Below are 20655 nucleotides of genomic sequence, written 5' to 3'. Positions count from 1 at the left end.
GAATGTAAGTAACCATAACCATTATTTGTGGAAAAGGAAACAGCCGGACTGGCACTGTGGGTGTAGATCAAGGGGTGATGGTGGGTGCGATGGGGAAGGAGACGTTTTGGCGGCAGGCGGCCCGCCCCTTTGAGGAGGGGGCCGCGGAATATGACGGTTGGTTCGAGGAAAGCCTCCTCTTTGCCATTGAGCGCGTTGCCTTGCGAGAATTACGCACCCCGCTTCGTGGGCCGAAGCTTGAGGTCGGTGTCGGCCCCGGCCGTTTTGCCGAGGCCCTGGGGGTGGAATTCGGCGTTGATCCCGCCTTGGCCCCCCTGGCTTTGGCCAAAAAACGGGGGGTGCGGGTGAGCCAGGCGGTGGGAGAGGCGCTCCCCTATTTGGGGCACAGCATGCAGACCGTGCTGTTGCTCTTCACCTATTGTTTTTTAGAAGACCCTCGGCCGGTGTTGCGGGAGTGCCGCAGGGTGCTGAAACCCGGCGGGCATCTGGTGCTGGGGCTTATTGTGGCCGACAGCCCATGGGGGAGAATGCTCCAGCAGAAAAAGGAGGGTGGGCATCCGTTTTATCGGCAGGCCCGGTTTTATGATCCCGGCGAGGTGGAGGCGTGTCTGGCGGGGTGCGGTTTTATCGTGGAGGAGAGGCGCTCCAGCCTGATGCAGGCACCGGAAGCGTTGCAGAAGATGGAACACTCTCGGGCCGGGTTGGTCAGTCAGGCGGGTTTTGCGGTGTTGGTCGCCGGGGTGGTTCCGTAAGCCAGTTTTTCCGCTCCCGGAGGAATTCGGCGGCGAGAAAAGCCGCACCGCTCACGATAATTCCTGCGGCGGTGATCGCTGCCAGCCAGGTGTGGGAATTTTTCTTTTGGCGCTGCGCTACGGGGGGCAGGTCGCGGGTGCAATAGCGGCAGACCATGGCTTGGCCATGGATCTCTTCCTTGCAGAATGGGCAGGTTCGTGTACGCATGCAGATTACCATATAGTGCCTGGATGTTGCTTGTCAAGAAAGAGGTCGGTTCTTTGTCCGCTATTGGTTTTTCTCTCTCTGGGGAAGGCGGGAACGCACAAGATTTTCCTTGTCAGCTCCCGGTTCCCTTTGTAAGATGAAACAACTATACTCTGAATACAATTATCCCTATGAAATAAAAGGAGAAAATTATGGCGAGCGATAAGGTTGTCCAGGTTTCCGACAGCGATTTCAGTGCAAGGGTCCTGCAGTCCGAGGTTCCTTTTCTCTTGGATTTTTGGGCCCCCTGGTGTGGACCCTGTAAGGCGATTGGCCCGGTTATCGACGAGTTGGCCGCCGAGTTTGAAGGCAAGGTCAAGGTCGGCAAGATGAATGTCGATGACAACCCCGTCACTCCCGGTAAGTATGGGATTCGCGCCATTCCCACCCTGATCCTTTTTAAGGGCGGTGAGGTTGCCGATCAGGTCACCGGGGCGGTGGGCAAACAGCAGCTCAAGGCCATGATCGAAAAGGCACTGTAGTCACGGGTTTTCCTGGTGATGCTTTCGGGCCCGGTTCTTGTTTGCCGGGCCTTTTCTCTTTTGGCTGAAATGGATGAGCGGGACATGATTTTTTCAAAACAGAATTGGCGGCTTTTTCGGACCTGCATCCTGGCCCTTGCCCTGATGACCACGGCCACAGGACTCGGCGGCTGTACAACCCTTGACACCATGCTGGGCTGGGTAGGTTTCGGCGAAGGCTCCGGCGCGACGGAAAGTCCGGAAGCCTTGGCCATGGAAGGGATGAACGATTTCAACCGCGGCGATTACAGCTCGGCTTTAAAGCGATTCGTTGAGATAAAAGACCGGTTCCCCTTCAGCGAGGTGGCGCTTTTGGCCGAGTTGAAGGCTGCCGATTCCAATTACTACATGGACAAGTTCACGGAGGCCAAGACCCTTTATGAGGAGTTCGAGGCCAATCACCCGACCAACGAGGCTGTCCCTTACGTCCTGTTCCAGATCGGCATGTGTTATTACAACCAGATCGGCACCCATGACCGTGATCCCGGCAGCGCCCAGAACGCGGTGCAGGCCTTTGGCCGCTTGAATCGCTCCTATCCCCAATCGCCCTATTTTGTCGAGGCTTCGGCCCGGACTCAGGCCGCGCGTGATTTCCTCGCTCAGCACGAGTTCTATGTCGCCACCTTCTATGTGCGGACCGATGAAGATAAGCAGGCGCAGGGGCGGCTTGAGTATCTGCTGGCCACCTATCCCGAGGCCAGCGTCGCGCCCCAGGCCACGCAGCTTCTGGCCCAGCTGAAGTCCGGCGCCGGCATCGAGAAAAGCTGGCGGAGGTACGTGCCCACGATTTCCTTGCCGGATTGGCAATCCTTTACCTCTGCCTTCGGCATCTTGCCGCCCAGCAACAACGGGGAGCCGGCCAAACCGTAGCGGCTTCTTTCGGCGTGTAATTTTTGCTGCCCTGATGGGCCTTCCCTGCTTGCGGGTAAGGCCCATTTCGTTTTGTCCCCTCGCCGTTAGTCCTGCTTTTTTTCCTTGCCCTTGCGAAATTTCTTGTCGTAGCGTTCCTGCTCGCTGTAGATGCAGCCGCAGTAGGGCTGTCGGTAGAGCCCCATCTCGAGGCTGGCGTCAATCCCCTTCTGCCAGCCGGTGCGAAAATCCTCATACAGGAAGGCAACCCCGTATTGTTCCGCCAGTTCCTCGCCCAGGGCCCGGATGGCCTCGTGGCGCTGGTAGCGGCTGTAGAGCAAGGTGGTGCTGAAGCCCTCCGCCCCAAGCTCCCGGGCTTTTTTCGCCGTTGCCTCAAGGCGCATTCGGTAGCAGAGCAGGCAGCGTTCCTCCTCGTGGAACACCACCTTCCGCAGGTATTCCCTGAGTCCGTATTCCCGTTCATACTCCACGGGGAGGGAGGTCCGGAGCGCCAGATCCTCAAGGGAGGCGAGCCGCTGCTTGAATTCCCGGAAGGGATGGATGTTTGGATTGTAGAAGTAGCCTTGCACGCTACGCCCCTGCGCACGCAGGGCGGTGAGCGGAAAGATGGTGCAGGGGCCGCAGCAGAGGTGCAGGAGAACGGTCATGGCGCACCCTATGGCTTGGCGAGCTTGAATTGCCGGGGATTGATGTTAAGCTTGGCGATCTTGTAGTTGATGATCCTGAGGCTGGTGTCCAGCAGTTGCGCGGCCTTGGTCTGGTTGCCCTGGCATTTTTTCAGGCTGTCGATGATCAACTCCCGTTCGAAATTTTCCACGGCGGAGGCAAAGGAAACCGGATTGCTCCTTTCGTTCACCGAGTCGGAGGTCTGCAACGAGGGGGGGAGGTGGTAGCTCTTGATGGAATCCTCATCGCAGATCAGCACCGCCCGTTCGATGCAGTTTTGCAGTTCACGGACATTGCCGGGCCAATGGTACTGGATCAGGAGGTCGATGGCCGGGGTGGAGATGCGGCGGATCTGCTTGGAGTTTTCCTCGTTGTATTTCTGGAGGAAGAATTCGGCCAGAAGCATGATATCGGTTCGACGCTCCCGCAGGGGCGGCAGGTAGACGGGGAAGACGTTGAGCCGGTAATAGAGGTCTTCCCGGAAGGAGCCGTCTTCCACGGCTTTTTCCAGATCCTTGTTGGTGGCGGTGATCAGCCGGACGTTGCATTTGATGGGGGCAATCCCTCCCAGCCTCTGGAATTCCCGGTCCTGGACCACGTTGAGCAGCTTGACCTGCACGGACTGGCTCAACTCGCCGATTTCGTCGAGAAACAGAGTGCCGCCCTCGGCCAGCTCGAAGCGGCCTTTCTTGGCGTTCTGCGCTCCGGTAAACGCCCCCTTCTCGTGCCCGAACAATTCGCTTTCCAGCAGGGTCTCCGGCAGGGCCGAGCAGTTCACCGCGATAAAAGGCGCCTTGGCCCGTTTGCTGTTGTGGTGAATGGCCTTGGCCACCATGGTTTTTCCGGTGCCGGATTCGCCGCGCAGCAGGATGGTGGCGTTGGAGTCAGCCACCCGATGGATCATCTCGAACACCTCCTGCATCCGGCTTGAGTTGCTGACGATGCTGGCCACCCGGTATTTTTCCGAAAGCTCTCTGCGCAGCTGGGTGTTTTCCTGCTCCAACCGCTCCCGCTCCTGGTTCACCGCCTGGATGCGGACCACGGTCTGGGCGATGAGGCCGGAGAGCACGGTGAGAAACTGGAGATCGGTTTCAAAGTCGATGCCTTCCTGGTAGTTGCGGTCCACGCTCAGGGCGCCTATGGTGGTGGCGCCGTGTTTGATGGGCACGCAGAGAAAGGAGAGGGCCTCCTGGTTTTTCTCGGCCCGGGCCCGGGTCTTGTTTAAAAAAAGCGGTTCCTGGCTGATCTGGGGCACCACGATGGGGGAGCCGCTGGCCACCACCCTGCCGGTGATGCCTTCGCCGAATTTATAGATGCCGCGCTTTCTCGCTTCGGCGGTCATGCCGGGGGCCACCTCGGTTTCGATCTGGCCGGTGATCGGATTGGCGATGGTTACCGCGCCGTTGCTCAGGTTGGTGCGGGCGGAGAGCACGGTGAGGCTTTCTTCCAAACATTGGCGCAGGTCGTCCGATGAGGCCAGGGCCCTGGTTATCTCATAGAGGGTGGCCAGATCGATGGGTTGGCGGTTCTTCTCAGGCATGGCTGCTCCCGGTTTTTTTCTTACGGTTTGGTGTGCATATTTTTGTAATGGGCAGGCCATTGTAACAAATTTGTCTGATATTGCACCTGGAAATGTGTCCGGGGCAAGGGGGGGCGGGTTTATGCTAGAGGGTGCGGGCCAGGCAGGCAGACCAGATTTCGTAGCCCAGGGGGCTGAAATGGACCCCATCTTCGCTGAAACAGGCGGCAACGGTCTGGGGGGCGGTGTTGAAAGCCGTAAACAGGTCGAGAAATCCGGCCTTTTTCTCGCGGCTGAGCTGGAGCAGGGATTCGTTCAGGCGGGAAATGGCTAAGGGGGCAAGGTGGCGGGCCTGAATGGGCGGCAGACTGGTGATGGTGATCTTTTCCGGCGGAAGGATTTGGCCGAGAGTGGCGAGAATCTTTTCGTAGTCGGGGAGAAACCCATACTCTTCCCGGAGCAGATTGTTGGTGCCGATCATGAGAAACACCCGTTCGGGCTCCGGGCAACGGTGGAGATGCATGGGGAGCTCGGCCAGCAGCCCGGCCACGGTTTCTCCCGCTCTGCCACCGTTCACCGCGGTATGCAGGGGAAAGCGGCCCTGCCAGTTGCAGAATTCAACAAGGGAATCGCCAAGGAAAAGGAGTCGCATGGGGATCGATTCAAGCGGGTTTGGAGACAAAGACCACGGCGGCCAGATTTGCCACGGGAAGTGAAGTGGTCCGCACCGGCTCGCCCTTGCTTTCATTGACGATATCATGCGGGGAGGCGGCAGAGGTGTCGAGCAGCCGGTGCCAGAGCCGCCCGGCAGGGGGGGACGGAATGATGAACTCTGCGCTGGTGTGTCCGCCGTTGAGCATCACGAAAAAATCATCATCGCGCCGGGTCCCGGCCATGGTCCCATGCAGGACAAAGGCCAGGGTCTTGCAGGATGCGGACCAGTCGGGGCGGCCCGGCGTGGTGGACTGCCACTCGATCTCTTGGTTCTCTTCCCCGGGGGGGAAAAAATCGGTGCGGTGGAAGACCGGGTGTCTTTTTCTGAGGGCAATGAGCTGGGTGAAGAAGCGCAGCAGGGAATGGTTCTGCTGTGCCAACTCCCAATTGAGCCAGCTTATTTCGTTGTCCTGGCAGTAGGCGTTGTTGTTGCCCTGTTGGCTTCGCCCGAATTCATCGCCCGCCACCAGCATCGGCACCCCCTGGGAAAGCATGAGGATGGTGGCAAAGGTTTTGATGCGCCGCTTCCGCAGCCGCTCTAAGGCCAAGTTGTCCGTCGGTCCTTCGCTGCCGCTGTTCCAGCTGAGATTGTCGTTGCCGCCGTCGCGGTTCTCCTCGCCGTTGGCCAGGTTGTGCTTTTCGTTGTAGCTGACCTGGTCGTAGAGGGTGAAGCCGTCGTGGCTGGTGATGAAATTGATGGAGTTGCGCGGAGTGCGGCCGTCGTCTTGGTAGAGGTCGGCGCTGCCTGCGAGGCGGGTGGCGAGCGGAGCCACCATGTCGTCGTGCCCGCAGAGAAAGCGGCGGACATCATCGCGGAACTTACCGTTCCATTCGGCCCAGCGTCGGTTGGTGGAAAAGCTCCCCACCTGATAGAGGCCCGCGGCATCCCAAGCCTCGGCAATGATCTTGGTGTCGGCCAAAATCGGGTCTTCGGCGATCTTTTCCACCATGGGCGGGTTGCTCAGCACGTTGCCCTGCTGGTCGCGGCCGAGAACGCTGGCCAGATCGAAGCGGAAGCCGTCCACATGCATCTCCATCACCCAGTAGCGCAGGCAGTCCATGATCAGATGCCGTACCAGGGGATGGTTGCAGTTTACCGTGTTGCCGCAACCCGAGAAGTTGAGATACTCCCTGCTCTTCGGGTCCAGCAGGTAGTAGATGACATTGTCCAGTCCCCGGAAGCTGATCACCGGCCCATCGCTGCCTCCTTCCGCCGTATGGTTGAAGACCACGTCCAGGATCACTTCGATCCCGGCCCGGTGCAACGCCTTGACCATCTCCTTGAACTCCCGCACCTGGTTGCCGTTGCGGCCATTGACCGCATAGGCGGCCTTGGGGGCGAAAAAGGAGATGGGGCTGTAGCCCCAGAAATTCTTCAGCCTCTCGCCGGTGAAGGGGTTGTGGTTGGTGATCTCGTGTTCGTTGAATTCGGTGATGGGCAGGAGTTCCACCGCGGTAATGCCAAGTTTTTTAAGATAGGGGATCTTTTCCACCACCCCGTGGTAGGTGCCGGGATGGGCAACGCCGGAACTCGCATCACGGGTAAATCCCCGGACATGGAGTTCGTAGATGATACTCTTTTCCAGGGGGATATTGAGGGGCCGGTCCCCTTCCCAGTCAAAGTCGTTGCCGATGATGCAGCAGCGGCGCTGGAAGGAGCTGAGCGGGGTGCAGAGGCCGCTGCGGCAATAAGGGATTCCCCATTCGGATCCCCCGGTAAGAGCCTTGGCGTAAGGGTCGAGCAGGAGTTTTTCCTGGGAAAAAAAATGGCCCGCCCCCTTGGGATCGTACGGGCCCGACATGCGGTAGCCATAGCGGAGATTGGTGTCCAGATCGTGGAGCAGGATATGCCAGATATTTCCGGTCCGGTTGATCATGGGGTCAAGGGGGATCTCGGCGTGGGGATCTTCCTGGCCGGACTTGAAGAGGATGAGGGTGACTTCCTTGGCGTGCCGGGAAAACACGGCGAAATTGACGCCGTCTGGTTTGAGAAACGAGCCCATGGGGAGCGGGTAACCGGCGCTGGTAGTGAATTTTTCTTTGCGCATACCATTTTCCTCTTGCCGGGAATGAAAACAGGAACTATTATTGATAATAATTACTAATTTTATAAGGTGGCTTTTTCATTATATCGTTTCCGGGTAAAAGATGACAACAAAACTGAGGAGGTGTGCCATGGGATTAGCGGAAAAGTTGGGTATGGGCGATCAACCTGTGTCGATTGACTGGGATCTTACCCCCTCGGATACCTTTGCCATGTTTGAAAGCTGGGGCGGCAAGGACCAGCAGCGGATCCGCAGTAATTCGGAGCTCCACTATTATTTTTATATCGATAACTGGAGTTCGCCGGCCAAACTCTGTCTGATGGAGCGGGGCGTGAAGCATGCCAAAGTTCTTGCCCACATCGACTGTCCGCAGGAGATGCTGAAAAAATGCGTGGCCAAACAGGGCAAGGATATGCGCGACCAGAGTTACGCCATCGATGCGGGGATCAAGCAATGGCTGCTGGAAAGAATCATCGAGAGCGAGGATTTCTCCCGGATTGCGCTGGTGGACAACTCTGTGCCCCAAGAGGAGATGGAGACCGGGCTGCCGAAGAAGGTCAAGCCACTTTCCGCTGCGGAGAAGGTCAGCCTGCGGGCGACCGGGACGGTGCTCAACGCATCGGAGGTGACCGCTCTTGCCGCCAAGATTGGCGGTTATGATAGCCGCCATAATCCCCAGGGTAATTTCCGCAACGTGCTGGTGGACAACGGCAACGGGTTGACCGTGACCGATCTGGCCACCGGGCTCATGTGGCAACGGGGCGGCTGTGATCTTACCACCATCCGCACCGTACAGAAATATGTGGAGGAGCTGAATGCGCAGCGCTTTGCCGGCTTTTCCGACTGGCGGCTTCCCACCATGGAGGAGGGCTTCTCTTTGCTGGTGCCACAGGTGAATGCAAAGGGGGTCCATCTGCACCCTTGTTTTTCCAAGGAGCAGCCCTTTATCTTTTTGGCCGATCAGCGCAAACCCGGCGGCTACTGGTTTATAGATTTCAAGCAGGGCACGGCTTTCTGGGCTTCCGGCTCCATTCCGGGCGGGTTTGGCAGGGTGTGCCGCACCATGTGATCCGGAAAAAATAAGTGCACAACAAAAGGGCTGCCCGAGGGTGGCCCTTTCTTTTTGTGGGCAGGGGAAAAAGGCGGGCAACAAAATCTTGCAATTTGTCCGAGCCGGTTATAAAGAATCTAGGAGGTCGGTACGGACAGCACGTTTTTCCGTTTGCAGCCGGGCGGGAATTTTTTATTGATAATATAGAGAGAGGACAACCCCCATGCCTGAATTCAAGAATGTCACCATCGTAAAAAAAGCCAATGTCTACTTTGACGGCAAGGTCACCAGCCGGACAGTGGAGTTTGCAGATGGCTCCCAGAAAACCCTGGGCATCATGCTGCCCGGAGAGTACGAGTTCAACACGGCGGACAAGGAGATCATGGAGATCATGGCCGGAGAATTGGAAGTTCTCCTCCCCGGGGCTGCCGGCTGGAAAACAATCCATGGCGGCGAGTCCTTCGAGGTGCCGGCCCACTCCAAGTTCTCTCTGAAGATCAGGAGCCTCACCGATTATTGCTGTTCATTTCTGAAGTAGGGAGTATCAATCAAAAAAGCCATCGGGCAAGTGTGCTGCCGATGGCTTTTTTGGTTTTCGCAGGGGCGTATCCCGCCTGTCTTTTTATCCGCGCTTAAAAATTTTCAAATTCCTCGTCGTCAAAGGGGATCACCTCTTTGCCCGTATTCTGCCTTTGCTGGGAGATGGCACGGGGCGGTTGCTTTTTTTGCGGCAGCAGTGGCCGAGTTCCCCCTGTTTTTCTGCCGGAAGAAGGAGGTCGTTTCAGGGATGGGGCGCTTACACTGTCGCCGCTGATCATGGCCTCAAGCTCACGAACATAGCCGAGCAGGGTGTTGCTTTCGGCAAAGAGTTCTTCCGAGGCGGCGGCCGATTCCTCGGCGGTGGCGGCATTGCTTTGCACCACCTTATCCATTTCCTGCAGGGCGGTGTTGACCTGGCCCACGCCATCGGTCTGCTCTTTTGCGGCGGTGGAAATCTCGGTGATCAGCAGCGAGACCTTGCCGGTGCCGGCGGAAACCTGGTTAAACTCCTCGTTGGTCTTGCCGACCAGCACTGTGCCTTCTTGAACCTTGCTCACCGTTTGTTCGATCAGGTTGGCGGTTTCCCGGGCCGCATCCGCTGCCCGCATCGCCAAGCTGCGGACCTCGTTGGCCACCACGGCAAAGCCTGCACCGGCCTCGCCGGCCCGGGCTGCTTCCACTGCGGCGTTCAGGGCCAGCAGATTGGTCTGGAAAGCGATTTCATCGATGGTTTTAATGATTTTCGAGGTCTTTTCGCTGGCCGTGTTGATTTCGCCCATGGCTACGGTGAGTTGCTGCATGGAGACCGCAGCCTGATTGGCCACTTTGTTGACGTTCGCCATGACCCCATTGGCTTGTTGCGCGTTGTCCGCACTGTGTCGGGTCATGGAGGCAATCTCTTCCATGGAGGCAGAGGTTTCTTCAAGGGCCGCGGCCTGCTCTGTGGCGCCTTCGGCCAGTTGCTGGCCGGCACCGGCAACCTCGCCGGCCGCAGCGGATATTTGGTCTGCGCCGGAGGTCAAGCCGCTGATTGCCTTTTTGAGGGGGACGGTGATGCCACGGGTAATGACAAAGGCCAGGGCGCAGCCGCCGATAAAAATGCCAACTGCGATGAGGATGATCAGGCGTTGCAGGTCCGTGCCTTCCGTGAGAGCATTGTTGGCGACATGTTCCCCTTCCGCGGTATTGATTTTGCCAAATTCGTTGATGGCCGCACGGATCTCGTCGGCCACCGTCTCCTGAGTAACAGCCGCTGTCGTTACCAGGGCAAGGTTGTCCGCTTGCGCAGCAGTTATGAGCTCTCGTCCGGCAGGGGCAAGCTTGTCGTGCAGTTGGATGATCGCCTCGATTTTTTCAAGCCAGCCCGCCTGCACCAGCTCCTCATCGGCCTGGATGGTTGCCCGGGCCCGGGCAAAGGTTTCATCCGCCTGCTTGTCCAGGCTGTCGAACCGTTCCCGGTATACGGAATCCTTGTGGATTACAAAGGTTGCGGCCGCGAGTTGCTGGTGGCTCACCAGGAGGGCCAGTTCTCCGCCGATATAGGCAAGGGGCAGGTGGGTATTTTCCAGATCCTTGACCGAGGTCACCATCTGTGAGGATTTGAAAACGGCAAAGCTGGTGCCGATGGTGGAAAGAACTACGAGGAAGCCGAAGCCTGCCACCAGTTTTTTTGCCAGAGAGGCTTTTGCAAAATTCATAGGATTGCTCCAGGATGTTTTGCCAACACACAGATGGCTTGATTGTCGGGGAAGCGAATTGCAGGGTGGGTGTGAATGCGTTTAATCCGCCCTTTATATAGTAATTGTAACTATTTTCCAAATGAAATTTTAATAAAAAACTGAAGATTTTGCCGGGCATAGTGCAGAAAATTGACACAATGTAGAGATGATGCTCATGTTTTGTGGCGGTGAAGATTATGCCCAGCTTCTGCAACGGGCCAGATATTTTGGTAAACGAGGGGGATAAAGGAATTTTCCTTGTTTTGCCCCAGGGCAATGACCTCTGCTCCAGGACCAACAAGTTGCCTCAATCAATATAAAATTTTAGGGAAACACTTGGGGGATTGCAAGTGCTTTGCTGGCGAAATAAAAAAAAGGCCATGGGGGGGATGTATTTCTCTCAATGGTGCGGGAAGAAAAGGTGGAAAAATGGAGGTCCATCGCATTGTTTCGGCAAATCTCCTGTGCTAGTATGATACTGGTTTGGCCGTTGTTCAACGCAGGAATAATTTTTCAGGAAAATTATCATGGGAATGCGGAAACAGATACTGTTGTTCCTGGTTTTTGCCCTCGCGGCCGTGCCCGCTCTGGCTACCCAGGGGTGGAGAAGCGTCGCCGTGCAAAAGGGGGCTGTGAGGATTTCCCCGATGCCGTTCGGGAAGATCATCGCCACCTTGGGGTATGGGGAACGGGTTGATGTCCTCGAGGAACAGGGGCTTTGGCTCAAGGTGCGGGAGCAGCACCGGGGGCGGGAAGGGTGGATGCACAGCGGCAGCCTCATTGCCAAGGCCATTGTCTTGAAACCCGGGGAACGGGTGGGGGCCGGAGCCTCTGAGGATGAGCTGGCTTTGGGCGGCAAGGGCTTCAATGCCCAGGTGGAAGCCGAGTACAAGGCTCGGCAGAAGGATCTCAACTATGCGGCGGTGGACTGGATGGAGCGGATTCAGGTGACTCCGGCGGCCATGCGGGAATTCCTTGCCAAGGGCGGCTTGCAGGCCCTTGGGGGAGGTGGTGCTCATGGAAAATAAACGCCCCTCTGTGTTTGTCGTTTTTTTTGCGCTCTGCTGCCTTGTCCTGACCAGCGGCTGTGAAACCAGCGGGGTTTTTGATAACCTCGGCGCCATCCAGGTGGGCAATTTCCGGCTCAGCGAGTCCCAGGTGGGGGCGATCAAGAAAAGTGCCCAGGCCATGGGCAAGGCCTTCACCGATATCACCCCGGAGCAGGAATACTATGTGGGCAGAGCGGTGGGCGCCACCCTGCTGGGCAGATACCAGCCCCGCACCGAAGCCAACTCCGTGCAGTACCTCAACCTGGTCGGTGATTCCCTGGCCGCTGTCTCCGACATGCCGGAAACCTACGGCGGCTATCATTTTGTCCTTCTGGAGGATGAGGGGATCAACGCCTTTGCCGCGCCGGGCGGCTTGATTTTTATCAGTCGGGGCATGCTCCGCTGTTGTCAGGACGAGGATACCCTGGCCGCGGTGCTGGCCCATGAGATCGCGCACGTGCAGTTGAAGCATGGCTTGCAGGCCATCAAGACCAGCCGACTGACCACGGCCTTTTCCATCATGGCCACGGAAGGGGCCAAGCAGGCCGGGGGGCCGGAACTGTCCCAGCTCACCGCGCTTTTTGAGGATTCCATCCACGATGTCACCGCCACCCTGGTCAACAGCGGCTATTCCCGCGCCTTTGAGCGGGAGGCGGATGCCGTGGCCCTGGTGATTCTTGGCCGGGCCGGTTATGACCAGCACTCTCTGGTGACCCTGTTGCGTGAGATGAAGCTGCGTTTGAATCCGCAGGGGTTGGATTTCGCCAAAACCCATCCCGACCCGGCAGAACGGATCGCCGAACTTGAGCCCCAGCTTGGCGAGGCCACGGTGCCGCCTGGAAAACCGCAGCGGCAGCAGCGGTTCAAGAGCATTTTCGGTAGCATCTGATCGTGGCCAGAAAGGGATTCGTCGGGCTTGGTCTCGGCTTGATTGCCTGCGTTCTTGCTCTGCTCCTCTGGCAAGAGGGGGTGCTGGTCGGTTTTGAGCGTGCGACCTGGCAGTGGCGGGTCGCCTATTTTGCCCGGCCGACTCCGGCCACCAGCCAGCTGCGGATCATTGCCCTCGATCAGAAAAGTCTTGATTGGGGGCGCAAGGAAAATGGCCTCTCTTGGCCGTGGCCCAGGCAGGCCTACGCAACCCTCCTCGCCTTTTGCAAACGCGCCGGAGTCAGGGCGGTGGCCTTCGATCTGCTCTTCAGCGAACCTTCCCTCTATGGCGTTGGGGATGACCAGATGCTGGGGCAGGCCATGCAGGAGAACGGGCCGGTGGTGCTGAGCTACACCTTCGCCCCTGCCGGGGAGGGGCAGACGGCACATGCTGCTCGCCCGTCGCTTCTGACCATCTCCGGATTCTCCCAGTGGCTCGCCGGGCGCCAGGGGGCAGGGGGGGCGCGGGCGGTGACCATGCCGGTGCCTGAACTGGGTGACAACGCGGCCCTGCTAGCGAATATCAGCAATCGTCCCGACCCCGATGGGGTCTTCCGCCGAGTCCCCCTCTTTATCCCCCTTGCCGGCCATCCCGTGCCTTCCCTGGCCTTGGCCACCTATCTTGCCGGGACTCTGGGGCCGGTGGAGCTGGCGCTTGGAAAGAATCGGCTGCAGGTTGGGGAACTTGCGGTACCCATTGATGCGACCGGACACTCCATTCTCAATTTTCGGGGGCCATCCGGCACCATCAAAACCATCTCCCTGGCCGCCGTGGTGCAGTCGGAGCTGCAGCTCGAGGCCGGGGAAGCCCCGGTTGTCGATCCGGCCGACTTCAAGGACGCCTACGTCTTTTTTGGCATGACCGCCCCGGGACTCTACGACCTCCGGGCCACTCCCACCGATGGGGTCTATCCGGGGGTGGAGATCCACGCCACCATGCTGGACAATCTCCTCTCCCAGGATTTTCTCCGCGACAGTCCGGTGTGGCTGGCTGCATCCCTGACCCTGTTTTTCGGGGTGCTGGCCTCGCTCTCCATCCTCTTCTGCCGCAATGCCTGGCAATCATCCCTGGCTTTTGTCATTTTTCTGCCTCTGCCTTTGCTCTCTGGGTTTATTGCCTATGGCTTAGGGGTTTGGTTGCCCGTTGCTGTTCAGACCACGGCGGTCTTGCTTGCCCTGATCAGCGGGGTGGTTTTTAATCTCGCCACCGAGGGGCGGAAGAAACGCTATATCAAGCGGGCTTTCAGCCAGTATCTTCATCCCACCGTGATCGAGCAACTGGTGAGCAACCCAGCGCTGCTGCGGCTGGGCGGCGAGAAGCGGGAGCTCTCCATCTTCTTTTCGGATCTCGCCGGCTTCACCACCATGTCGGAGCGACTGGATCCGGAGCGGCTCACCCTCTTGCTCAACGAGTATCTCTCCGCCATGACCGATATCATTTTGGCATCGGGCGGGACCATCGACAAGTATGAGGGGGATGCCATCATCGCCTTCTGGAACGCGCCGCTTACGCAAAATGATCATGCCGCGCGTGCGGTGCGGAGTGCTCTGCACTGCCAGGAGCGGCTGGCCGGGTTGCGCCCCGATTTCAAGGCGCGCTTCGGCTGCGACCTCTTCATGCGGATCGGGATCAACACCGGCTCGGTGGTGGTGGGAAACCTCGGTTCGAGCCAGCGCTTCGATTACTCCATCCTGGGGGACAGCGCCAATGTCGCGGCCCGCCTGGAGGGGGTGAACAAGGAGTTCGGTACCGAGATTCTCATCTCCGAGGCGTGCCGGAACCAGTTGCCCGGCGAGCTGCAGGTCCGGGAGATCGGACGGGTCGGGGTGGTGGGCAGGAAGGAGCCCATTACGGTGTTTGAACCCCTTGCTTTGCAGGATGCAGGGAAGGCTGAACGGATCAGCCGGTTTGCTGCAGCCCTGGCCCGGTACTATCGGGGCGAAATCTCCGAAGCCCGGGCAGCGTTTCAGGAGCTTGCGGCAGACGATGGTGTGTCCGCCCGCTATGCCGCCCGCTGCCGAGAACTGCTGGATAATCCGCCCCTTGCCTGGGACGGGGTGTGGAGGATGGGGAGCAAATGAGGCGCACCGTGGTGGAGGGGAATGCGCCGGGGGGTAGAGCTGCGTCGTCCTTGGGGCTTGTCAAACCCTTTGTCCGGCGATATTCCTCCCGCCTCATCGGCGGGCTTCTTGCCCTGCTGACCGTTGATCTTCTCCAACTGGGCATCCCCCGGTTGGTAAAACGGGCGGTGGATCTCCTCGCCCACGGCACGGCCAGTCAACTCGCCTTGGCCCAAAGCGCCGTGGCTATCTTCCTGTTGGCCCTGGGCATTGCCGGTTGCCGTTTTGTTTGGCGCTATCTGATTCTGGGCTTTTCTCGGCTGGTGGAGCGTGATCTGCGCGATGATTTTTTCAAGCATCTGCTCACCCTGGACCGGCCTTTTTTTCAGAAAAAACCGGTGGGTGCGATCATGGCCCTGGCCACCAACGATCTTGCCGCGGTACAGCTTGCCGGGGGCATGGGTCTGGTCGCCAGCGTCGATGCCGCGATCATGGGCACCGCCGCCCTGGGTTGCATGGCCTATATCAGCCCGCGCCTCACCCTGATCGCCGTCCTCCCCATGCCGCTGCTGGCCTTGCTGACCAAAATACTCTCCGCCAGGCTCCATCGCCGTTTTCTCAAGGTGCAGGAGCAGTTTTCCCACCTCACCGAATGTGCCCGCAGCACCATTGCCAGCATTCGCTTGCTCAAGGCCTACACCCAGGAGAAATCGCAGGCCGAGGTCTTCGACCGCCTCGGCCGCCAGTACCAGCAGGACAACATCCGCTTGGCCAGGGTGCATGGCACCCTCTTTCCCATCTCCGGGCTGGTGGGCAATACCAGTCTGCTCCTGGTGATCTTTTTCGGCGGGCGTCTGGTGATTACCGGGGTGATCACGGTGGGTGATTTTGTTGCCTTTATTTCCTATCTCTATCTGCTGACCTGGCCGATGATGGCGGTGGGCTGGGTGACCAATCTTTTCCAGCGCGGCGTGACTTCCTTGACCCGCCTTGACGAGGTGATGCGGGCGACTCCCACTTTGGAGGACGCACCGCAGCCGGTTGCCTTTCCGCCTGGGCCGACGGAGATCAGCCTGCGCAATCTCCATTTTCACTACGAGGGGCAGGAACAACCGGCCCTGGCCGGAGTGAGCTGCGTCATTGGCGCCGGGGAGATTGTCGGGCTGGTCGGGCGCAGCGGCTCGGGGAAATCCACCCTCTGTCATCTTCTCGCCCGGCAGTATCCCGTGGCGGATGGGGAAATTTTTCTCAACGGTATTGATGTGAACCGGTTGTCTCTCGACGCAGTACGGGAGCGGGTTGGGTATGTGCCCCAGGATGTCCTCCTCTTTTCCGATACCGTGGCCGCAAACATCGGTTTCGGCAATCCGGCGGCCAGCCAGGAACAGATCGAGACGGCGGCCCGGATCTGCCGGATTCATCAGGAGATCCTCGGTTTCAGCGAGGGGTATCAGACCCGGATCGGTGAAAAGGGCGTCAAGCTCTCCGGCGGCCAGCGCCAGCGCATCGCCCTGGCCCGGGCCATTCTCCTTGACCGTCCCTTGCTGATCATTGATGACAGCTTATCCGCCGTCGATTTGGAAACCGAGCAGGAGATTATCGCCGGCTTGGCCGACTATCTGCCGGGGCGGACCTGTCTCATCGTTTCCCACCGCATCGCCCCCTTACGGGATGCGGCCCGGATTATGGTGTTGGAGGAAGGGCGGCTCCTGGCCCAGGGCAAGCATGCCGAGTTACTGGGCACAAGCCCTTTTTACCGCACCATGTATCACCAGCAACAGATGCTTTACCGGGAAAAGGACTTGTAACTTTGCGGGATAATTACGGATATTTCGAAGAAGATCAGCTGGGCAAGTTCACCGATCTCAGTCTCTGGCGGCGGATCGTCTTTCTCGGCAGGCCTTACTGGCTTGGGGCCTTGTTGGCCGTGCTGCTTTCCCTGGTCGTGGTGGGCTGCGGCCTTTCCCTGCCCTATCTGATCCGCTTGGCCGTGGATGATTTCATCCTCAATACAGGACCAGCCCCGGCCACGCGTCTTGCGGGGCTCAAGCACCTGGCCCTGGCCTTTTGCGCTCTCATGGTCTTTGAGTTTCTCGGCAATTTTGTCCAGGTCCTGATCCTGGAATGGACCGGGCAGAGGATTATGCACCGGACCCGGCAGATGATGTTTGTCCATCTCCTCCGCCTGGACCTGAAATTTTTTCACCGCAACCCGGCCGGCCGCCTGGTAACCCGGCTGACCAACGATATCCAGAACATGCACGAGATGTTCACCTCGGTCATCGTCACCCTGTTCAACGACGGGATCAAGCTCTTGGGCATCCTGGGGGTTTTGTTTTGGATGAACTGGCACCTGGCCCTGGCCATCTGCCTGCTCCTCCCGCTGATGGTGGGCAATACCCTCTGGTTCAGCCGTTTGGCCCGCGACGCCTTCCGGCAGATCCGCACCCATCTGGCCAAGATTAACTCCTTCTTGCAGGAATCCCTCTCCGGCGTGGCGCTTATTCAATTGTTCCGGCGGGAGGAATCCAGCCAGGGGCAATTTTCCCAGTTGAACCAGGTCTTTTTTGCGAAGGCCCTCTATCAGATCCGGGTGTTTGCCGTGTTCATGCCCCTTACCGAATTGATGAGTGCCCTGAGCATCGGCACCATCCTCTGGTACGGCGGCAGCCAGGTCATGGGAGGAAAGATGACCATCGGCATGCTGGTGGCCTTTCTTTCCTATATGCGCCTCTTTTTTCAGCCCATGCGCGAGCTTTCCCAGAAGTATTCCATCGTCCAGTCGGCCCTGGCCTCGGCGGAACGGATCTTTCAGCTCCTCGACTCCCGTGAGACCCTGCCCTTGGCAGCTAAGCCCTTGCGGCCTGCCTCGGGTAAGGGCGAGATCGAGTTTAAGGAGGTGCGTTTCGGTTACGAGCCCGAGCATCCGGTGCTGGACCGTTTCTCCTTAAAAATTCCACCCGGCCAGACCCTGGCCATCGTCGGCGCCACCGGCAGCGGCAAGACCACGATCATCAGCCTGTTGGAACGGTTCTACGATCCGGATGCGGGCGAGATTCTCCTGGACGGCGTCGATCTGCGCGATCTCGATCCGAACTGGTTGCGAAGCCAGGTGGGGCTGGTGATGCAGGATGTGCTGATCATGCCGGGGACCATCCGGGAGAATATCCTGCTCGATGGAGAAAAAAGCGACGCGGCGTTGTGGCAGATCCTCGAAAAAGCGCAACTGGCCCGCTTTGTCCGCCAGTTGCCCGAGGGGCTTGCCACCAGAGTGGGCGAGGGTGGGGCCGACTTCTCCGCCGGGCAGCGCCAATTGCTGGCCTTTGCCAGGATTCTCGCCAGGGAACCGCGCATTCTGGTGCTGGACGAGGCCACCGCCAGCGTGGACCCGGAAAGCGAGATGCTCACCGAACGCGCCATTGAGGCAACCTTTGCCGGGCGGACCAACATCGTCATCGCCCATAGGCTTTCCACCATCCGCAGGGCCGATCATATTCTGGTTATGGCTGGGGGCAAGATTATCGAGCAGGGGAGTCATGCGGAGCTGGCCGTGGCCAATGGACCGTATCGGAGGCTGCTGACTATTTTCAGTGCCGGCTCAGGGGCGAGAACGGAAAACGGGGTATGAGAAAAAAATCTCCCTGTTCTTTCGTCGCTAATCCTCTGTGGCAGAAAAGCCCGTTGGATATGTGCTCAATTGCTGTTATCATGCGGCTTGAGGGGAATAACCTATACGAGCACGGAGCAGCAATGAAACGGTTTAAATATCAGATGAAAGACGACAAGGAACTTTGGGTTTGCGAGGAGTGCAAAAAATCGCATGGCGAGCTCATCCTGCTGAAAACCTGGAAGCTTGTTGATAGGAAAGATGACGACTCTGCCTGCGAATACTGTCCGCCTCCCATCTTTGTCCCCGAGCCGCCCGCTGATCTTTGCGTGCATCCGTAAGGGTGTTGAAGACTCTCCGGTTACAATAGGCTATTCTTCAGGGTGGCGATATCCCGTTGTTCCGAAATATAGCGGCTGATGCTATTGAAATTCTTGGTATCCCCCACCATGATGCAGCCGATGGCCCGGTTGTTCTCAATGACCAGCTTCTTGTAAACGGTATCGGAGGATATCACCTGCGACTCAAATCTCCCTTCCGCATCGATGTTGCCGGCGGCGGCGACGTCGATGCCGGCCACCTTGAGGATGTTGCTCATGGTGGTGCCGTTGTATTGCGCCTCGCCGCCCGCTATGTTGGCCCCCGCCACCTTACCCTGCTGCATGGCCGCAGGCCAGATGCCGGAGACCACTCCCCGGTGCTCGGCCACATCGCCCGCCGCATAGATTCCGTTCCCGCTGGTTTCCAGGCGGTCATTTACGATGACCCCCTTGTCGCAGATAAGCTCTCCAGCTTTGGCTAATTCCAGATTTGGCCTTACTCCGGCAGAGACGATGACCATCTGGCCGCGCACGGTCTCGCCGCCTTCAAGGACAATGCCGTCTGCCTGGCCATTGCTGCCGGTGATGGTCTTGGTCATAGCCGAGAGGCGGAAGGAAAAGCCCATCTTCTCCATGAGTTTTTGCAGCCGGGCACCCCCCTTGCTGTCCAGTTGCCGGGGCAGGAGGCGCGGGAAAAATTCCACCACCGTTACCTTCTTGCCCAATTTGCGCAGGGCATTGCCCGCCTCAAGGCCGAGCAGCCCGCCGCCGATGAGGATCACCTCTGCGCTTTTTCCCGCCTGGGCCAGGATGGCCCGGGCATCCTTGATGTGGCGGAGGGAAAACACCCCCTGTTGGTCGATGCCGCTGATGGGGGGCAGGAAGGAGTGGCTGCCCGTGGCCAGAAGCAACCGGTCAAAGGGGAGCTTTTCCCCGCTTTCGCTGGTCAGCCGTTTGTTCAGAGCATCGAGGCCAGTGATCCGGGTGTTGATCCGCAGGGTGATCCGTTGCTCCTCGTACCATTTTTTTTTCTTGGCGATGAGCTTTTCTTCGGTCACATCCCCAGCGATGAATTCGTTGAGCCGGATCCGATAATAAAAGGGGAGATCCTCTTCGCTGAGGATGGTGATGCTCCCTTTGGGGTCCTGCTGGCGGATGGATTCGGCGGCGGTGGTTCCGGCGACGCCGTTGCCGACGATGAGGTAGGATTTCGTTTTCATGGCGGGTACCTCAGAAGGAGGTTGAAGGGAGGGGCGAATAGATATATTGTGGCACAGTCCGGAGGGGATGTGCAAGGATTCCCGGATCGGGATTATTAAATATACTTTTAGGAAGGTGTCGGGATGAGCGAAAAGAAGAAGAAAGACCTGTGCCCCTGCGGCTCGGGCTTGAAGTTTGCTGAATGCTGCGAGCCGTATCTGAAAGGCGGGCTCGCCCCCACCGCCGAGGCGCTGATGCGTTCACGCTATACCGGCTTTGCCGTGCAGGATGTTCCCTATCTCCTGCGCTCCTGGCACCGGAAAACCCGGCCGACCGAGCTTGATCTGGACGATCAGGAAGGGTTTGTCTGGCACGGGATCGAGGTGTTGGCAACTGAGGGCGGCACCGCAGGCGAGCAGACCGGAGTGGTGGAGTTTGTCGCCAACTTTTCCGGGAATGGCCAGGACCACCGCTTGCATGAACGGGCCGAGTTTGTCTGCGAAGATGGGCAGTGGTTGTACGTGGACGGCAAGGTGAATCCGGGTCGGGTTCCTGTTACCAGCGAAAAGATCGGGCGCAACGAACCCTGTCCCTGCGGCAGCGGCAAGAAGTACAAGAAGTGTTGTCAGGCCAAGTAACCGGATCTCCGGTTACTTGGCCTGGAGAATTTTATTCCAGATAGTCCTTCAGTTTTTCCAGAAGGGATTCCGGCAGATCCTCATCGTACATGAAGGCCTGGGCCTCTTCCCCGGTGATCCGGCTCTTGATCTCCAGGGGCAGGGAGCGGAGGATGGCGACCCGCTCCGGGTTGGGCTTTTTTTTCTCGGCAGAGCTGTCCATGTCTTTCC

At 58.6% G+C, this 20655-nt stretch carries 20 protein-coding genes; 12 read left to right on the top strand and 8 right to left on the bottom strand.

What is annotated here, in order from left to right; all coding sequences use genetic code 11:
• Positions 1 to 56: 56 nt before the first annotated feature.
• Positions 57 to 752, top strand: a complete 696-nt coding sequence (locus OLX77_RS02780) for a class I SAM-dependent methyltransferase (protein WP_307632062.1) — start codon at positions 57 to 59, stop codon at positions 750 to 752.
• Here OLX77_RS02780 and OLX77_RS02775 read toward each other — a convergent pair.
• A complete protein-coding gene (locus OLX77_RS02775) occupies positions 706 to 960 on the bottom strand; it encodes a hypothetical protein (RefSeq protein WP_307632061.1) in 255 nt (84 codons plus the stop codon). The genes OLX77_RS02780 and OLX77_RS02775 overlap by 47 nt on opposite strands.
• A gap of 191 nt (positions 961 to 1151) precedes the next feature.
• On the opposite strand from OLX77_RS02775, the gene trxA reads away from it, so the two are divergent.
• Both trxA and OLX77_RS02765 read left to right on the top strand, forming a co-directional pair.
• Complete coding sequence (trxA, locus tag OLX77_RS02770; protein ID WP_307632060.1) at positions 1152 to 1481, top strand: thioredoxin; 330 nt, start codon at positions 1152 to 1154, stop codon at positions 1479 to 1481.
• Positions 1482 to 1565: 84 nt separating this feature from the next.
• Positions 1566 to 2390, top strand: a complete 825-nt coding sequence (locus OLX77_RS02765; RefSeq protein ID WP_307632059.1) for an outer membrane protein assembly factor BamD — start codon at positions 1566 to 1568, stop codon at positions 2388 to 2390.
• Positions 2391 to 2476: 86 nt separating this feature from the next.
• Here the strand turns inward: OLX77_RS02765 and OLX77_RS02760 are convergent, their stop codons facing one another.
• From OLX77_RS02760 to glgX, 4 genes are all read right to left on the bottom strand, one after another.
• A complete protein-coding gene (locus OLX77_RS02760; RefSeq protein WP_307632058.1) occupies positions 2477 to 3037 on the bottom strand; it encodes an epoxyqueuosine reductase QueH in 561 nt (186 codons plus the stop codon).
• 8 nt (positions 3038 to 3045) lie between these two features.
• Entirely contained in the window at positions 3046 to 4596 is a 1551-nt protein-coding gene (locus OLX77_RS02755; RefSeq protein ID WP_307632057.1) for a sigma 54-interacting transcriptional regulator, read from the bottom strand.
• Between the two features lie 124 nt (positions 4597 to 4720).
• Positions 4721 to 5227 carry a GDSL-type esterase/lipase family protein gene (locus OLX77_RS02750; RefSeq protein WP_307632056.1) on the bottom strand — a complete coding sequence of 169 codons (507 nt, stop codon included), beginning with the start codon at positions 5225 to 5227 and terminating at the stop codon, positions 4721 to 4723.
• Between the two features lie 10 nt (positions 5228 to 5237).
• Positions 5238 to 7337 (bottom strand): glycogen debranching protein GlgX, encoded by a 2100-nt coding sequence (gene glgX / locus OLX77_RS02745; protein ID WP_307632055.1) that lies wholly within the window; start codon positions 7335 to 7337, stop codon positions 5238 to 5240.
• A gap of 127 nt (positions 7338 to 7464) precedes the next feature.
• Between glgX and OLX77_RS02740 the strand changes: the two genes are divergently transcribed.
• Positions 7465 to 8403 carry an Lcl C-terminal domain-containing protein gene (locus tag OLX77_RS02740; protein WP_307632054.1) on the top strand — a complete coding sequence of 313 codons (939 nt, stop codon included), beginning with the start codon at positions 7465 to 7467 and terminating at the stop codon, positions 8401 to 8403.
• Between the two features lie 205 nt (positions 8404 to 8608).
• Complete coding sequence (gene ppnP / locus OLX77_RS02735; protein WP_307632053.1) at positions 8609 to 8923, top strand: pyrimidine/purine nucleoside phosphorylase; 315 nt, start codon at positions 8609 to 8611, stop codon at positions 8921 to 8923.
• Between the two features lie 94 nt (positions 8924 to 9017).
• Here ppnP and OLX77_RS02730 read toward each other — a convergent pair whose 3' ends face one another.
• Complete coding sequence (locus OLX77_RS02730) at positions 9018 to 10622, bottom strand: methyl-accepting chemotaxis protein (RefSeq protein WP_307632052.1); 1605 nt, start codon at positions 10620 to 10622, stop codon at positions 9018 to 9020.
• Positions 10623 to 11170: 548 nt separating this feature from the next.
• Here OLX77_RS02730 and OLX77_RS02725 point away from each other — a divergent pair.
• The 6 genes from OLX77_RS02725 (at position 11171) to OLX77_RS02700 (ending at position 18628) form a co-directional block, all read left to right on the top strand.
• Positions 11171 to 11671, top strand: coding sequence for an SH3 domain-containing protein (locus tag OLX77_RS02725; RefSeq protein ID WP_307632051.1), 501 nt, complete (start codon positions 11171 to 11173; stop codon positions 11669 to 11671).
• The gene (locus OLX77_RS02720) at positions 11661 to 12581 is read left to right on the top strand and encodes a M48 family metallopeptidase (RefSeq protein ID WP_307632050.1); all 921 of its coding nucleotides are present in this window, start codon (positions 11661 to 11663) and stop codon (positions 12579 to 12581) included. The genes OLX77_RS02725 and OLX77_RS02720 overlap by 11 nt, the downstream gene beginning before the upstream one ends.
• Positions 12582 to 12583: 2 nt before the next feature.
• Positions 12584 to 14701, top strand: a complete 2118-nt coding sequence (locus OLX77_RS02715; RefSeq protein WP_307632049.1) for a CHASE2 domain-containing protein — start codon at positions 12584 to 12586, stop codon at positions 14699 to 14701.
• Complete coding sequence (locus OLX77_RS02710) at positions 14698 to 16488, top strand: ABC transporter ATP-binding protein (RefSeq protein WP_307632048.1); 1791 nt, start codon at positions 14698 to 14700, stop codon at positions 16486 to 16488. Before OLX77_RS02715 ends, OLX77_RS02710 begins: the two co-directional genes overlap by 4 nt.
• 2 nt (positions 16489 to 16490) lie before the next feature.
• Positions 16491 to 18308, top strand: a complete 1818-nt coding sequence (locus OLX77_RS02705; RefSeq protein ID WP_307632047.1) for an ABC transporter ATP-binding protein — start codon at positions 16491 to 16493, stop codon at positions 18306 to 18308.
• A gap of 122 nt (positions 18309 to 18430) precedes the next feature.
• Complete coding sequence (locus OLX77_RS02700) at positions 18431 to 18628, top strand: hypothetical protein (RefSeq protein WP_307632046.1); 198 nt, start codon at positions 18431 to 18433, stop codon at positions 18626 to 18628.
• Between the two features lie 20 nt (positions 18629 to 18648).
• Here OLX77_RS02700 and OLX77_RS02695 read toward each other — a convergent pair whose 3' ends face one another.
• On the bottom strand, positions 18649 to 19827 hold the full coding sequence (locus tag OLX77_RS02695; protein WP_307632045.1) for an NAD(P)/FAD-dependent oxidoreductase: 1179 nt from the start codon (positions 19825 to 19827) through the stop codon (positions 18649 to 18651).
• A 123-nt stretch (positions 19828 to 19950) separates the two neighbouring features.
• Here OLX77_RS02695 and OLX77_RS02690 point away from each other — a divergent pair, with 123 nt between their 5' ends.
• Positions 19951 to 20445, top strand: coding sequence for a YchJ family protein (locus tag OLX77_RS02690; protein ID WP_307632044.1), 495 nt, complete (start codon positions 19951 to 19953; stop codon positions 20443 to 20445).
• Positions 20446 to 20476: 31 nt separating this feature from the next.
• Here the strand turns inward: OLX77_RS02690 and OLX77_RS02685 are convergent, their stop codons facing one another.
• Positions 20477 to 20647 (bottom strand): hypothetical protein, encoded by a 171-nt coding sequence (locus tag OLX77_RS02685; protein WP_307632043.1) that lies wholly within the window; start codon positions 20645 to 20647, stop codon positions 20477 to 20479.
• Between the last annotated feature and the right edge of the window lie 8 nt (positions 20648 to 20655).

It is taken from the genome of Thiovibrio frasassiensis, from assembly GCF_029607905.1.
GTDB classification, from domain to species: domain Bacteria; phylum Desulfobacterota; class Desulfobulbia; order Desulfobulbales; family Desulfurivibrionaceae; genus Thiovibrio; species Thiovibrio frasassiensis.
The sequence above is the reverse complement of the archived record's forward strand: the minus strand, read 5'-3'. Positions and strand labels throughout refer to the sequence as shown.

Bases quoted from the DNA above. Each gene is read 5' to 3' on its own strand.
- OLX77_RS02775 (WP_307632061.1), bottom strand. From the start codon at position 960: ATGCGTACACGAACCTGCCCATTCTGCAAGGAAGAGATCCATGGCCAA.
- trxA (WP_307632060.1), top strand. From the start codon at position 1,152: ATGGCGAGCGATAAGGTTGTCCAGGTTTCCGACAGCGATTTCAGTGCA.
- OLX77_RS02765 (WP_307632059.1), top strand. From the start codon at position 1,566: ATGATTTTTTCAAAACAGAATTGGCGGCTTTTTCGGACCTGCATCCTG.
- OLX77_RS02760 (WP_307632058.1), bottom strand. From the start codon at position 3,037: ATGACCGTTCTCCTGCACCTCTGCTGCGGCCCCTGCACCATCTTTCCG.
- OLX77_RS02755 (WP_307632057.1), bottom strand. From the start codon at position 4,596: ATGCCTGAGAAGAACCGCCAACCCATCGATCTGGCCACCCTCTATGAG.
- OLX77_RS02750 (WP_307632056.1), bottom strand. From the start codon at position 5,227: ATGCGACTCCTTTTCCTTGGCGATTCCCTTGTTGAATTCTGCAACTGG.
- glgX (WP_307632055.1), bottom strand. From the start codon at position 7,337: ATGCGCAAAGAAAAATTCACTACCAGCGCCGGTTACCCGCTCCCCATG.
- OLX77_RS02740 (WP_307632054.1), top strand. From the start codon at position 7,465: ATGGGATTAGCGGAAAAGTTGGGTATGGGCGATCAACCTGTGTCGATT.
- ppnP (WP_307632053.1), top strand. From the start codon at position 8,609: ATGCCTGAATTCAAGAATGTCACCATCGTAAAAAAAGCCAATGTCTAC.
- OLX77_RS02730 (WP_307632052.1), bottom strand. From the start codon at position 10,622: ATGAATTTTGCAAAAGCCTCTCTGGCAAAAAAACTGGTGGCAGGCTTC.
- OLX77_RS02725 (WP_307632051.1), top strand. From the start codon at position 11,171: ATGGGAATGCGGAAACAGATACTGTTGTTCCTGGTTTTTGCCCTCGCG.
- OLX77_RS02720 (WP_307632050.1), top strand. From the start codon at position 11,661: ATGGAAAATAAACGCCCCTCTGTGTTTGTCGTTTTTTTTGCGCTCTGC.
- OLX77_RS02710 (WP_307632048.1), top strand. From the start codon at position 14,698: ATGAGGCGCACCGTGGTGGAGGGGAATGCGCCGGGGGGTAGAGCTGCG.
- OLX77_RS02700 (WP_307632046.1), top strand. From the start codon at position 18,431: ATGAAACGGTTTAAATATCAGATGAAAGACGACAAGGAACTTTGGGTT.
- OLX77_RS02695 (WP_307632045.1), bottom strand. From the start codon at position 19,827: ATGAAAACGAAATCCTACCTCATCGTCGGCAACGGCGTCGCCGGAACC.
- OLX77_RS02690 (WP_307632044.1), top strand. From the start codon at position 19,951: ATGAGCGAAAAGAAGAAGAAAGACCTGTGCCCCTGCGGCTCGGGCTTG.
- OLX77_RS02685 (WP_307632043.1), bottom strand. From the start codon at position 20,647: ATGGACAGCTCTGCCGAGAAAAAAAAGCCCAACCCGGAGCGGGTCGCC.